The 14,536-nt window shown below is 34.3% G+C and carries 15 protein-coding genes; 10 read left to right on the top strand and 5 right to left on the bottom strand.

Annotated elements, in window-relative coordinates:
• Positions 1 to 194: 194 nt before the first annotated feature.
• Entirely contained in the window at positions 195 to 2,261 is a 2,067-nt protein-coding gene (gene ptsG, locus KA909_RS05115; protein ID WP_070854744.1) for a glucose-specific PTS transporter subunit IIBC, read from the top strand.
• Positions 2,262 to 2,323: 62 nt separating this feature from the next.
• Here ptsG and KA909_RS05120 read toward each other — a convergent pair whose 3' ends face one another.
• A complete protein-coding gene (locus KA909_RS05120) occupies positions 2,324 to 2,881 on the bottom strand; it encodes a LysE family translocator (protein WP_228480677.1) in 558 nt (185 codons plus the stop codon).
• A 205-nt stretch (positions 2,882 to 3,086) separates the two neighbouring features.
• The gene (locus KA909_RS05125) at positions 3,087 to 4,139 is read right to left on the bottom strand and encodes a zinc-dependent alcohol dehydrogenase family protein (RefSeq protein WP_075108172.1); all 1,053 of its coding nucleotides are present in this window, start codon (positions 4,137 to 4,139) and stop codon (positions 3,087 to 3,089) included.
• Positions 4,140 to 4,342: 203 nt separating this feature from the next.
• On the opposite strand from KA909_RS05125, the gene KA909_RS05130 reads away from it, so the two are divergent.
• Positions 4,343 to 4,747, top strand: coding sequence for an acyl-CoA thioesterase (locus KA909_RS05130; RefSeq protein WP_193838942.1), 405 nt, complete (start codon positions 4,343 to 4,345; stop codon positions 4,745 to 4,747).
• Positions 4,748 to 4,767: 20 nt separating this feature from the next.
• The gene (locus KA909_RS05135) at positions 4,768 to 5,124 is read left to right on the top strand and encodes a thioredoxin family protein (protein ID WP_193838943.1); all 357 of its coding nucleotides are present in this window, start codon (positions 4,768 to 4,770) and stop codon (positions 5,122 to 5,124) included.
• Positions 5,125 to 5,152: 28 nt separating this feature from the next.
• Here KA909_RS05135 and KA909_RS05140 read toward each other — a convergent pair whose 3' ends face one another.
• Positions 5,153 to 6,112: an L-lactate dehydrogenase gene (locus KA909_RS05140; protein ID WP_210130017.1), complete on the bottom strand. Its 960-nt coding sequence runs from the start codon at positions 6,110 to 6,112 to the stop codon at positions 5,153 to 5,155.
• Between the two features lie 163 nt (positions 6,113 to 6,275).
• Between KA909_RS05140 and KA909_RS05145 the strand changes: the two genes are divergently transcribed.
• Positions 6,276 to 7,247, top strand: a complete 972-nt coding sequence (locus tag KA909_RS05145) for an alpha/beta hydrolase fold domain-containing protein (protein WP_193838944.1) — start codon at positions 6,276 to 6,278, stop codon at positions 7,245 to 7,247.
• A 106-nt stretch (positions 7,248 to 7,353) separates the two neighbouring features.
• Here KA909_RS05145 and KA909_RS05150 read toward each other — a convergent pair whose 3' ends face one another.
• Positions 7,354 to 8,268, bottom strand: coding sequence for an EamA family transporter (locus KA909_RS05150; RefSeq protein WP_245339348.1), 915 nt, complete (start codon positions 8,266 to 8,268; stop codon positions 7,354 to 7,356).
• 114 nt (positions 8,269 to 8,382) lie between these two features.
• Here KA909_RS05150 and KA909_RS05155 point away from each other — a divergent pair, with 114 nt between their 5' ends.
• The gene (locus tag KA909_RS05155) at positions 8,383 to 9,267 is read left to right on the top strand and encodes an AraC family transcriptional regulator (protein ID WP_228480675.1); all 885 of its coding nucleotides are present in this window, start codon (positions 8,383 to 8,385) and stop codon (positions 9,265 to 9,267) included.
• A 17-nt stretch (positions 9,268 to 9,284) separates the two neighbouring features.
• Here the strand turns inward: KA909_RS05155 and KA909_RS05160 are convergent, their stop codons facing one another.
• Positions 9,285 to 9,605 carry a hypothetical protein gene (locus tag KA909_RS05160; RefSeq protein WP_070854740.1) on the bottom strand — a complete coding sequence of 107 codons (321 nt, stop codon included), beginning with the start codon at positions 9,603 to 9,605 and terminating at the stop codon, positions 9,285 to 9,287.
• Positions 9,606 to 10,032: 427 nt separating this feature from the next.
• Between KA909_RS05160 and pgsB the strand changes: the two genes are divergently transcribed.
• Genes pgsB through KA909_RS05185 form a run of 5 tightly spaced genes read left to right on the top strand, consistent with a single transcriptional unit; the run spans position 10,033 to position 14,489 of the window.
• Positions 10,033 to 11,190: a poly-gamma-glutamate synthase PgsB gene (gene pgsB, locus KA909_RS05165; RefSeq protein ID WP_053028827.1), complete on the top strand. Its 1,158-nt coding sequence runs from the start codon at positions 10,033 to 10,035 to the stop codon at positions 11,188 to 11,190.
• Position 11,191: 1 nt separating this feature from the next.
• The gene (gene pgsC, locus KA909_RS05170; RefSeq protein ID WP_075108165.1) at positions 11,192 to 11,644 is read left to right on the top strand and encodes a poly-gamma-glutamate biosynthesis protein PgsC; all 453 of its coding nucleotides are present in this window, start codon (positions 11,192 to 11,194) and stop codon (positions 11,642 to 11,644) included.
• A gap of 23 nt (positions 11,645 to 11,667) precedes the next feature.
• Positions 11,668 to 12,741, top strand: a complete 1,074-nt coding sequence (locus KA909_RS05175; protein ID WP_193838946.1) for a CapA family protein — start codon at positions 11,668 to 11,670, stop codon at positions 12,739 to 12,741.
• Entirely contained in the window at positions 12,731 to 12,892 is a 162-nt protein-coding gene (locus KA909_RS05180) for a hypothetical protein (protein WP_174841346.1), read from the top strand. The genes KA909_RS05175 and KA909_RS05180 overlap by 11 nt, the downstream gene beginning before the upstream one ends.
• 1 nt (position 12,893) lies before the next feature.
• A complete protein-coding gene (locus KA909_RS05185; RefSeq protein WP_193838947.1) occupies positions 12,894 to 14,489 on the top strand; it encodes a gamma-glutamyltransferase in 1,596 nt (531 codons plus the stop codon).
• The last annotated feature ends 47 nt before the right edge of the window (positions 14,490 to 14,536 follow it).

Genomic DNA, 14,536 nt, shown 5'->3' on the forward strand with positions numbered 1-14,536 from the left:
TAGTAAAAATACATTTCATAATTTGCGTTACTTAGAGATGTGTTTTTGAAAGTAGAAGAGAAATTAAAGGGACGAGTATACATGATTTTAAATCACTGTATCGCTATGCATTTCTCAAACTTACTTTTCTTAGTATTGCTTATGTCTTTTTTTATGTTATCGTGTTCAAATTTAGGTAGAAGGGAATAAGGATTATGTTTAAGAAATTTTTCGGTCAATTGCAACGTATCGGTAAAGCCTTAATGTTACCAGTTGCAATTTTACCAGCTGCCGGGATTTTATTAGCGTTCGGTAATGCGATGCACAACGAACAACTTGTTAGTATTGCACCGTGGCTAAAAATGGACGTCTTCGTGATGATTTCATCTGTTATGGAAGCGGCTGGACAAATTATATTTGATAACTTGCCATTGCTATTTGCAGTTGGTACAGCACTTGGATTAGCTGGTGGAGACGGTGTTGCCGCTTTAGCAGCTTTAGTAGGTTACTTAATTATGAATGCCACTATGGGACAAATTATGCATATCACAATTGATGATATTTATAGTTACGCTAATGGTGCTAAAGAACTAAGTCAAGCTGATAAATTACCAGCATATGCCTTAATTTTAGGTGTTCCAACACTTCAAACGGGTGTGTTCGGCGGTATCATTATGGGGGCACTTGCTGCTTGGTGTTATAACAAATACTACAATATTACATTACCACCATTCTTGGGATTCTTTGCAGGTAAACGTTTCGTGCCAATCGTGACATCAGTAGTTGCAATCATCACAGGTATTGCATTATGTTTCGTTTGGCCACCAATCCAAGAAGGGTTAAATAGCTTATCAAACTTCTTATTGAATAAGAACTTAACATTAACAACATTTATCTTTGGTATTATTGAGCGTTCATTAATTCCATTCGGATTACATCATATTTTCTATGCGCCGTTCTGGTTCGAGTTCGGACAATATACAAACCATGCAGGTGAACTCGTTCGCGGTGACCAACGTATTTGGATGGCTCAATTGAAAGATGGCGTACCATTCACAGCAGGTGCATTTACTACTGGTAAATATCCATTTATGATGTTCGGTTTACCAGCTGCTGCATTAGCAATCTATAAAAATGCACGCCCTGAACGTAAAAAAGTAGTTGGTGGTTTAATGTTATCAGCTGCTTTAACATCATTCTTAACTGGTATTACAGAACCATTAGAATTCTCATTCTTATTCGTAGCACCATTATTATATGTTATTCATGTATTTTTAGCAGGATCATCATTCTTAATCATGCACTTACTTGATGTTAAGATTGGTATGACTTTCTCTGGTGGATTTATCGACTATATTCTTTATGGTTTATTAAACTGGGATCGTACGCATGCGTTATTAGTTATTCCAGTTGGTTTAGTCTATGCAGTTGTTTACTACTTCTTATTTAGCTTTGCAATTAAGAAATTCAATCTTAAAACGCCTGGCCGTGAAGATGAAGAACAAGAAATTCGTAACTCAAGTGTAGCAAGATTACCATTTGATGTATTAGACGCAATGGGCGGTAAAGAAAATATCAAACATTTAGATGCTTGTATCACACGTCTTCGTGTTGAAGTAAATGATAAATCTAAAGTCGATGTACAAGGTTTGAAAGCGTTAGGTGCTTCAGGTGTGCTTGAAGTAGGTAATAATATGCAAGCAATCTTCGGTCCGAAATCAGATCAAATTAAACATGATATGTCACTTATCATGAAAGGTGAAATCACTAAACCAAGTGAAACAACGGTTACTGAAGAAACATCAGATGAACCTATAAACGTGGAAGAAATTAAAGAGACAGAAATCTATGCACCAGGAACTGGACACATTATTCCATTATCAGAAGTACCTGATAAAGTATTCTCAGAAAAAATGATGGGTGACGGCGTTGGATTTGTACCTGAAAAAGGAGAAATCGTAGCACCATTTGATGGTACAGTTAAAACTATCTTCCCAACGAAACACGCAATCGGATTAGAATCTGAATCTGGTGTAGAAGTACTTATTCATATTGGTATTGATACAGTGAAATTAAACGGTGAAGGTTTCGAAAGTCTTGTAAATGCTGACGAATCAGTTACACAAGGTCAACCTTTAATGAAAATCAACTTAGCATACTTAAAAGAACATGCACCAAGTACAGTCACACCAATCATTATTACAAACTTGGGAGATAAAACATTAACAGTAGAAGATGTTGAATCAGTAGACCCAGGTAAAGCAATTATGAAAATTAAATAATATTGAAATAAACCTCTTGTCAGAAATAATGACAGGAGGTTTATTTTAATCGGGAAAATGAACTACCAAAGTTCTACAGTACTATAAAGTAATAAAACTGTGATAACGACATTAATGATTTTATAATGTTGTTGATAGATTCGATTCATCATTTGGCCTAATAGACTCCAAACGATTGCACCAGCAATACCGATGACAATAAGTAAAATTGAACGTACAAAAGTAGAATTCCAAGCATCAGGTAATGTGAATGTTGTTAAACCAGTTAAAAAATATAACATCGCTTTAACATTCGTAGCTTGAATGAGTATACCTTTGAGTACAGGGCGATCTAAAGCCTCTTTTGCGCTATCTGGCTTTGAAATCAATACATGATACGCAAGATATAATAAATAAAGCGTACCGATAATCTTCATAATGATAATAAAGCTATGGTTATGTTTTAGTGGCTCTGAAAATAATAAAGCAATTGCTAGTGTAAATAAAATACCTATGAAAACACCTAAATTAAAAGGTAAAGCGCTTATGAAGCCTTTACGTTGACCTTCGGACATCGCCATGATGGTATTAGGCCCAGGTGTGAATGACATGGTAGTAATAAACAGTAAGTAAGAGAACAACGACCATCTCTCCCTCGAAAAGTTGAATAAATCCATTTTAACACCAATTGAAATAAAAAATGAGATTAAATTTAGATAATTCTGATATTTGTGATTGGATTCTATGTAAAAAAGACCTTTAACCAATGACTATACATTTTGAAATCAATGCTTAGAATGGTTAAAGGTCTTATAGAAATTAATAATATAAAGTGATGATTAAGGATTATTGTGTTATATCATTCTCGATAAGTAATTTAATCGCTTTATGATCTGTAGCATTTCTAAACAAATCATAGGCATGTGCAATATCACTTAACTTACTATAATGTGTAACCAATTGTTCAGGTTGGATAATTTTACTTTTCAAAGCTTCTAACAGTTCTTCAGTTGTATTTGCAGACACAAGTCCTGTTGTTACGTTAATATTCTTAATCCATAATTTATCGATATCGAATTGAACCGGTAAACCGTGGACACCTACGTTAGCAATTGTGCCATCGACGCCAATTAATTTTTGGCATAAATCGAATGTTTGCGGAATACCGACTGCTTCTATTGCTACGTCTACACCACGATGATTCAGTGATTTGACTTGCGCAATAGCTTCTTCCACATTGCTAGAATTAACAGTATGCGTTGCACCTAATTCTTTCGCAGTTTGTAAACGATTATCATCCAAATCAATCATAATGATTTTAGAAGGGGAGTAAAATTGTGCAGTTAATAATGCAGCTAATCCGACTGGTCCAGCTCCCACAATTGCAACCGTACTACCCGGTTTCACTTTCCCTTTTAATACACCAATTTCATATCCAGTAGGTAATATGTCTGATAACATGACTAATGCTTCGTCAGGTAAAGCGTCTGGTGCATGGTATAAAGAGTTATCTGCGAAAGGAACTTTAACATATTCGGCTTGTGTACCGTCAATTAAATGACCTAAAATCCAACCACCATCATTTTCACAATGCGCATAGATGCCTTTTTTACAGTAATAACATTTGCCACATGAAGAAATACAAGACACGATAACTTTGTCGCCAACTTTAAAATTGTTGACACTTGAACCAACAGATTCAACAATACCAATACCTTCATGACCTAATGTTGTATTTGCAGGTACTTCAGGTGTATCACCTTTAATAATATGTAAATCTGTACCACAAATCGTCGTTTTGACCATTCTGATAATAGCATCTGTACTTTCAGTTACAACTGGCTTCTCTTTGTCAATGAGTTTTGCGACACCTGGCTTTTCATAAATATAAGCTTTCAAATGAATCATCCTCCTGTTAATTGTGAATTATTTCACAATAATTATAGCATGTTAATTTGGTTATGTATTTAATAAAAATAATATATAATAAAATTGACATATATATAAATGTGCCATCATGAGATGTATAGTCAAAGTAGATGAAAAATGCATTTAATCGTCGTAAAATATAATTGAAAGATGATTTAAAGGAGACTATATTTATGGAAAATGAAGGATTATTAGTAGCTGAAAAAGAGATTGAAGTAAACAATTACGACATTGATGCGATGGGTATCGTGAGTAATATTGTATATATTCGCTGGTTTGAAGATTTACGTACGATATTCATTAATAACTACATGACCTTCTCAGAAATGATGAAGCAACATATATCGCCAATATTAATGAAAACAGAAATAGAATATAAAGTTCCGATAACGATACATGATAAGCCAGTAGGACGATGCTGGTTTGTTCAAGGTGGAAGAATGAAATGGGTATTTAAATTTGAAATTTCTTCCGGAGATAAAGTGCATTGTATTGGATATCAAACGGGCGGTTTCTTTGATTTAGAACGTCAAAGAATAACTAAGATGCCAAAAGTATTTCAAGATTTATTAAAATAAGTGAAAGTGCAGGTGAGAAAATGACGAAGCATTTGAGTACTATTGAAGCTTTTCATCAATTTATTAAAGATTATCAACTAGTAGTTGTTCATGTAATGCGAAATCATTGTTCGGTATGCCATGCGGTGTTACCTCAAATTGAGGATATTGTAGCTACTTATCCTCATGCAGAACTTGCCATTATAAACCAATCAGATATCGAAGCAATTGCAGGTGAGTTATCTATATTTACTGTGCCTGTAGATTTAATTTTTATGGATGGTAAAGAAATGCATCGTCAAGCACGTTTTATAGATATGCAACGTTTCGAACACCAATTGGATTTAATGTATGATAGCTGTTTTGGAACAGGGGATGGAACTTTGAATTCAAATTGAATTCTGTCCCTATCCCATGTGTCCGTTCTTATTTACTCATACGTTGAATGATATCATCGGCACGTTGTTGATAGGTTGCTATCACTTGGGCTGATTGATGTAATTGTGCGTGTTCATCTTCGGATAAAGCGAATTCAAAGACTTTATCTGCTCCGTTACCATTAATGATTGTTGGCACACCTATATAGACATCGGTAAGTCCATACTCGCCTTCTAAATAGCTTGATACATTCATGATGATATGTTTATTGAATAGAATCGCCTCTACAATTCGAACTAAACTAAGCGATATGCCGAAATTGGTCGTGCCTTTTCGAACATAAATATCATAACCGACCTGCGTTGTCTGTTCTGCTATGGATGCTTTAAACGCTTCAATATTTGTATCAGATGGCAATAAATCTAGGATGGATTCACCTGCAATTTGAGCATGTGACCATACTGCGACTTGCGAATCTCCATGTTCGCCAATAATGGGCGCATATACTTGATTTGGTGCAACATTAAACGCGCGACTTAAGAAGAATTGAAAACGAGCTGTATCTAAAGAAGTACCTGACCCAATGATTTTATTTTTAGGGAAATTTGAGACGTGTTTAACGACATAGCTCATAATATCTACAGGATTAGTAGGTAATACAAAATAACCATCAAAGCCACTATCGACAATACGTTGAACCATTGGAACAAAGATATCGACATTATCTTCTAATAATTTAAGTCGTGTTTCTCCTTTAGCAAGTTTCGCACTTGCACAGATTACCACAATATCTGCATCTTTACAATCCTCGTACTGTCCTACATGTACATTAACGAAGTGATCACCAAATGGCGTAGCATGATTCAAATCCCATACATCCGCTTTAGCTTTATCCTCGTCAATATCAATAATTGCCAATTCGTCGACTAATCCTTTAGCTACAACTGCGTGGGCAAACGCAGAACCTACATAACCACTACCTATAAGAACGATTTTATGACGTGACATCAATGCTTGCCTCCTCTTTTAAATTGAAAATTCAGATAATTGATATAAGGATAGCACGTTTGACTTAAATTGAAAATATTGTTTGATATTCTTAGTGTTAATTACTAAATGATTTGGAATTTAAGGTTTATAATATATAAATGTATAGGAGGTCATCAAGACGATGAAAAAAAGTGTATTAACAGTAGCAACATCTGCGATATTAGGTACATTAGCATTTATTAAAGTAAAAGAAAAACGTAGTTATAAGAGTTATATAACTGAAAAGTATATACGAATGTCTGGTATGAAAAAAACATTTGAGAATGAGGCAGATGCTAAAAAAGCATTAGAAGAAACTAAAGCTATTACGGCGGGTAAATATAGTGGCACAAGTTATGAATTTAAACATGATGTTCGAACAAAAAGTTGGAATGGCTGTGTGACATATATTGTGAATGATCAATGTAACCATCAACAAAAAGTGGTGTTATATATTCATGGTGGTGCGTGGTTCCAAGATCCGTTAGAGAACCATTTTGATTTTATCGATGAACTTGCAGGACAACTTGATGCGAAGGTCATTATGCCAATTTATCCTAAAGTGCCTCATCGTGATTACCGCACGACATTTGAATTATTAAAGCTCATTTATGATAAGCAGGTTGCCAAAGTTGAACATACAGATCAACTCATTATTATGGGAGACTCAGCAGGTGGACAAATCGCATTATCATTTGCAGAATATTTAAAAGCAGAAACGACGTTGCCTCAACCGGGTCATATCGTAATGCTATCACCAGTGTTAGATGGTACGATGAGCAATCCAGATGCTAAAACATATGAACGCATCGATCCTATGTTGGGGATAGAAGGTAGTCAATACTTCATCAAATTATGGGCAGGTCAATTACCAATTGAAGATTATAGAATTTCTCCGATTAATGGTGATTTAGAAGGATTAGGACGATTATCCATCTTTATCGGTACCAAAGAAACATTATATCCAGATGCCTTAAAATTATCTAAAATGTTGAATGCGAAAGGCATTGAACATGATTTTATACCAGGATATAATTTATTCCACATTTATCCGATTTTCCCATTACCAGAAAGACAGAAATTCTTTACACAACTTAAATCTATTATTCTATAAAAGAAAGCGCCTAGGACGAAATGATTCACTGCGTGGACAAATCAATGCATCGTAAATGCTATTCCACTTGCGTTAATCATGGTAAACGTCTTAGGCGCTTTATTGGTTATATCTCTTCAGGTTGTTTCTTAAGTGATAACATTAAAATTAAGATCAGAATTAATACAATGCCAACCACTTGTATCGATTGAAACGTAACATCAAGCCATAAGGCACTTGTTACAACTGCAATGACTGGTTCGATGGTACCTAATAATGTTGTCTCTTTAGGCGATAGGTATTTGAGACTATCGATAAATAAATAGAATGCTAAAGCAGTCCCAGCAATAATACCAAATATCAAATAAACGATTGTAGATGCACTCATAGTATTAAAGCTAACATCCCAAATAGGTTGTTTAAAGTTCATGGCACAACCAGAAATGATCATTGCCCATCCAACGATTAAAATAGATGGGAACTTGTCAAGCAAACCTGTGGCATAGATCGTGTAAAACGCAAGTGCTAAACCTGCGATAATGCCCCAGAATAAACTTGTAGGAGATACAACTAAATGAGAAATCAATCCATTTGTTAAAAGTAAAAATGTTCCAATTAATGTCATTGCAATGGCTAAAATATCAAATGGACGGAATACATCGAGACCACGTATAACGAACCAAATGATGATATACACAGGTGCAATGTATTGTAAAAGGGTAGCTACAGCAACATTACCAGTTGCGATCGATGCCATATAAGCGTATTGAACAAATAGCATACCGATTAAACTATAAATAAGCAAACTAACGATTGTTCTAGGATTTCGAAAAACAATAAAAATAGATTGTTTAGGGCGTCGTATTTTATAAAGACTTAGTAAGAAGACGCCGCTGATTAATAGGCGTGCAGTGACATACCAATCAACATCTAAACCGCGTTGGTTGAACAGTAAATCCGAAACCGTTCCGCCTAATCCCCACAAAGTAGCACCTATAATTGCAAATAACACACCTTTTAGTCTGTGTTGTGTGTGAGTCATACAATGCACCTCCATCTGTATTTTGTTTTATTATAAATCTCATAATATAATGTTTATGAAATGGATAATACTCAAATAATGAGTAAAAATATCAAAATATTGAGGTGATTACAGATGACGTCTGAAATGACTGTTAATGCAAATTTGGAAGAAAAGATTAATTATCCTGATCGTCGTTGGCCACATGTTATTTTACATACGACGCTAAATAAGACATTACTCGGCTATATACCGCTACATTGGCATTATGCATTACAATTTATGTATGTGACAGATGGGATAATTCAGGTGAAGTTAGCAGAAAATACACTAGTGATTCATGAGGGTGAAGGATTATTTATTAACTCCAATGTTGTACATGAAATTCATGATGTAGATGAAGGGGCACGTTTTTATTGCTGGAATATTGGATTACCTAATGTTACAGAATATATTAACTTTACGTATGTTAGTCATATTGTAGATCAAGCGCAGTCTATTCCGTTTATTAAATTAAGTCCAAATGATGAAGAGAGCATCCATTTATTGAAACGGGTTGAGAAAGTAGGGCAAATTTATATAGCTCAAAAAGGTTATTTTCAACTACAAATTCTTAGTGAATTTTATCAATGTTTAAATCACCTGTTAAATATCTTTGATCAGTATCAACAAGTCACTCAATATTTCTTTGATCCAAGAGTGAAGCAATGTATTCAATACTTACAAAGTCATTATTATAAAAAAGTTAAACTTAGCGAATTAAGTCGTATGGTTCATATGAGTGAGGCGGAAACAATCAAGTTATTTAAACGATTTGCAGGGGACACACCATTGAACTTTTTACAAAACTATCGCCTAGAGCAAAGTGCAAAGCAGCTGATGTATCATCATCGAAATGTGACTGAAGTAGCGATGGATTGTGGTTTTTCAACAACAAGTTATTTTATACAAAGTTTTAAACATAAATATTCGCTTACACCGAAGCAATTCCAAATCAAATATGCGAAACATTTAAAATAAAGTAGGTGCAATGTTCATCAATCAGATGAATGTGCGCCTACTTTTTCGGTATCTGTATTTAAAATCGTATCATTTGAATTTAAAGTCATTTCTTCTTTCGCAACATCATCACGCGTTGCAGATGCTTTGTTTAACTTTGTATCATCAATGCCTTCGTTAGAATCTTTAGTAACGCTATTAATGTGTTGATGGTCTGTGTCTAAAACTGAATTACTCATATCATTTCCTTGTAAGCTACCTACAAGAATAAATACTAAATAGCTTGAACAAACGAATAATACCATTGCTAAATAGATGCCAATTGCTATTTTCACAGGTTTAGTCAAAGGTTTACCCATCAGTATCCTCCTAAAGTTGTATCTTTATTTACCTTTAAAGTAACATCAGAATTTTAATTTAATGTAAATATGGCGTAAATATTTAATGATTTATCAAATAATACATATTAAATATTAAATTCAGAAAAATATTTTTAAAATTAGTCTTTATTTGTAATTTTAAAATATTGAATATTTCTAAAAAAATTAATCTTTGTTAATATAATTTTACATTAGATTTACAATATTAAAACTGACTAAATACGTAAATGATAGCATACCCTTATTAGAAGTAATAATTCGTTTAAAATGTTCATGATAAAAAAGACGTTTTATTAATTAACAACTTCTATAGAAAGTGTTGAAACATCACTTTTGATATACATATTAACGCAATACGTATTTAGACAACTTAATATTAAAAACAATCAAAGAGAGGGACTATACTGTGATTCTCATTATAATTTGTATCGCATTGATTTTATGGCTCGGTATTAAAGAGAAAAAGCGTCATACAAATCGACTTAATAAGATTCCGATTAGAATCAACATTAACGGTATTCGAGGTAAATCAACTATCACTAGAATGATTTATAGCATTCTAAGAGAGGATCATTATCATGTGATAGGCAAAACGACAGGAACAGATGCCCGAATGTTATATTGGTTTACTGACAAAGAATATCCAGTCATTAGGAAACCCCAAGGTGCTAATATTGGGGAACAACGTGACATCGTGCGCAAAGTGGTTAAACAAAGAGCCGAGGCGCTAGTGAACGAATGTATGGCAGTTAATCCAGATTATCAGATTACCTTTCAACAGGATTTAGTCAAAGCCAATATTGGCGTTATCGTCAATGTTATGGAAGACCACATGGATGTGCTTGGACCTACGCTTCAAGATGTTGCACAAGCGTTTACTGCAACAATTCCATACAAAGGGACATTAGTTGTGATGAAAGACGATTATACTAAATTTTTCGCAAAAGAAGCTAAAAAACGAAAAACGAAGTTAATCGTTGTCGATAAAGATAAAATTCCTGAATCCTATTTAAGAAAGTTCCCTTATCTTGTCTTTCCAGATAACGTTGCGATCGCATTAGGCGTTGCGCAAGCTGTTGGGATAGATAAGGATACTGCATTAAGAGGTATGTTAAATGCACCACCAGATCCTGGCGCAGTAGAAATTAAATATTTTAATGCAAATCGCACACGAAATGTATTTGTTAATGCATTTGCTGCCAATGAACCACAATCGACTAAAGCGATTTTGAACAAAGTTGAATCTTACAACTATCCATATACAAAAAAAGTAGTTATTTTAAATTGTCGTTCAGACAGGGTAGATAGAACACGTCAATTTGTTGAGAACTTTATTGACGATGTAGACTTTGACACACTGATTTGTACCGGTAAAAGTACGCAAATGGTGACAGACTTAATGCAACACTTACCTGACAAAAAATATCTTAATTTTGAAAACCGTGAGTTCCCAGAAATTGAAAAAGCCATCATGCAAGAATCACACAATGCACTCATTTTCTGTGTAGGTAATATTCATGGTCCAGGTGGTAGAATAGCAGAATTTATAGAAGGGATAGAATAAAATGATAGGTTCAGAATTATACTTCTCCCTATTTGTCGGTATCGTATTAAGTTTAATATTTGCCGAGAAATTTGGGATTAATCCAGCAGGGCTCGTTGTACCAGGCTATTTAGCACTTATATTCGATCAGCCCATCATGTTGTTATCTGTGTTAGTCATTAGTTGTTTAACATTTTTCATCGTTACATATGGTATTAGTAGATGGGTTATTTTGTACGGAAGAAGAAAATTTGCGGCGATGATTTTAACTGGGATGGTTCTTAAATTCCTATTCGACTTGATTTATCCATTGACGCCATTTGAAATGGTTCAAGTGTCTGGTATTGGTGTCGTTATTCCAGGAATCATTGCGAATACAATTCAAAAACAAGGTGTCGTGATTACGTTGTCAACAACGATGTTACTTACTTGTATCACATATATCATCTTATTCTTATATAGCTTTATTAATTAATCGCGAGCAAGGAGCGCAGAGTAATGAAAAAGAAAAAACGGTTATCAGCGAGCGAATGGTTACTTAAGCAATCTAAACGACACAAACGCCTTAACTTCATTTATACACTTATCGTTTTAATTGTTGCACTTGTACTTCTGGTATTCGCTATTAGAGCTGTGAAAGTTGAGCCAGTTGAGGCTATGCCAAGCTCAGGTAATGATTATATTCGTAGTACATATTTAGGTAATATCACATTGAATAAACATTTTAGACAAATGGATCTTAACGATGTGTTTAATGGCTTGAAACAACCGCTTCAACACAGTGACTTCTCAACGGCGTCACTCTTAGTAAGCCACTTCTCAAATGATCCGAAAACGAATATTAAGAAGAATATTGAGAATATTATGTTCTTGAAAAAGCAAAATATTAAAAGTGTCAATTTAATCAATAACACGATTGATAATGTGCAAGCCCAAGATTTGAGTAAACAAGTGGAAGCGCAAACCGATTATAACTTTATGACTGGCAACGGTTCGAATCCAATTAACAGTAAAACGGTACAACAAACGGTAAAAGGTAAAAAAATAGCCAATGTGTCATTTACGGATGTAGGTTCGAATTATGAAGATCCACTTAAAAATACAACATCTATTAGTTTAGATCCTAAAATCTTTGTTCCGCTGATCAAAAATTTAAAGGAAAATAATGATTTAGTTGTTGTTAACGTGGATTGGGGTATTACGAATGAACGTAGTGTAACGGATCGTCAAAAAGAGTATGCGCATGCTTTAGTGCAATCTGGCGCAGATGTCATCATCGGCCATAATTCGGTCGTTCAAAAAGTTGAAAAATATAAAAATGCGAGTATCTTTTATAGTTTAGGTAATTTAACGTCAGATTCATTCCTATCTAAAAATCAAAAAGGGATGGTCGTTCAACACGATTGGAATGGACAACATCATAAATTCAGCATTACGCCAGTACGTGGTGCAGATGGCAAGATAACAAAAGACCACATGAACAAGGTAGAGGCACAACGTTATTACAATAATATTAACGACAAATCAATTCACCTTAAAAAGGAGAATGGAGGATATACCTTTGAATATTAAAAAGCATTGGTTAGGTATTGTAACAACACTCATTATAATTGCAATTCTGTTAATGGTAACGTTTGCCAAAGCGAACGAAGGCCTTGATAATTTTGAGAAAAATGAATTAAAAGATGCAACGGAGCAATATTTATCTAAAGGGGCCAGTTAGTATGAATATTTATAGTAAAGTGACATTATCAGTCATTTTAGTTATCACCATTTTGATATCCTTTGTCTTTTACTATTTCAATAAAGAAGACAATCCTGATAAAGATACACTATTCGAAAATAAAATTGCAGATCATAAATCCTCTGGCAGTAGTAAAAAATATGGTGTAGCATCAAATAACCCTATTGCCACACGTGTCGGAAATAAAATTATTGAAGATGGTGGTAATGCAGTAGATGCGGCTGTAGGTGTTTCCTATGCATTAGCAGTAACAGAACCACACTCATCAGGATTAGGTGGCGGTGGTGCCACACTTACATACAATGGTAATGATGGTGAAGAACCTAAGATGTATGAATATAAAACATTGTCTTCTTATAATTATAAGAAAGGCGATGAAATTGGTACGCCAGGATTTGTTAGGGGTATGCATGATATGCATCAACGTGAAGGTAAAATGGACGAGAAGAAAATATTCAGTTATATTGTGCCATTAGCCGAAGATGGTTTCGAAGTGGATTCAGAATTGGAACGTAGTTTAAAAATATATGGATCAGATATCGACCGTAACTCTCCATTCTTTAAAGGAAAACGTACGGTACGTGAAGGTGATGTGGTGAAACAACCTGCATTAGCTAAAACAATTAAAGGTATTAGAGATAAAGGGCCTGACTATTTTTATAAAGACATCGCCAAAAGTATATCTAAACAAGTCGATAGTGAATTAACTGAAAAAGACTTTTCAACATTTAAAACTGAAGAAAAACGACCTGTATCAACCAAATATTTCAATAACACAATCTACTCTGCTTCAAACCCTTTAGGTGGTGCATTAATGTTACAAGGATTGAAAATTGATGAAAGCGCCAATTCGAGCAATGATAGAGCAGATTACATTAATGGTATTGTTAAATCACGTGATGTAATGTATCGAAATAGGGATATCGTTAATGGTCAAGAAGCAAATAGTGATTCACATTTATCAGAAGACTATTTATTAGATAACTTAAATAATGTGAACAGTGGTGGCAATGAAACGAACAGTGACTTTGATACATCACTTGATACTACGAGTACAACGCATTTCGTAGTAATTGATAAGAAAGGTAAAGTCGCTAGTACAACGAATACATTATCTAGTTTCTTTGGCGCAGGTAAATTTATGAAGCAAGGTTTCTATATGAACAACTCGTTAACAAACTTCTCAAGTGATCCGAATAGTCCAAACTATGGTGATAAACATAAAGCACCACGTTCATATACATCACCATCGATTGTTGTCGGACCAGATTTCTATATGGGTATTGGTACACCAGGCGGAAACAAAATTCCTACGATTTTAAATGAAGTACTTATCGACTACCTTAGAGGAAATGGTACGTTACAAGAATCTATTGATAAACCACGTTTCTATAATGATGGTGGTACGATTTATTATGAAAATGCAACGAGCGATGAAGATATTAATATCTTCAAGAGTATGGGCTACGGAGTTCAAGAAAAACGTAATGACGCTAACTTTGGTAGTGTTCAAGGCGCCATTTATAATAAAAATGATCAAACGGTTGAAATTGGCCAAGATGTGGGTAATAGATAATAGTGATCAATTAGAAATAGCATCGTAAGCAATTGGTATCAAAACGT

The sequence above is a fragment of the Staphylococcus sp. GDX8P54P genome (assembly GCF_017893165.1).
In the GTDB taxonomy this organism is placed as follows: domain Bacteria; phylum Bacillota; class Bacilli; order Staphylococcales; family Staphylococcaceae; genus Staphylococcus; species Staphylococcus borealis.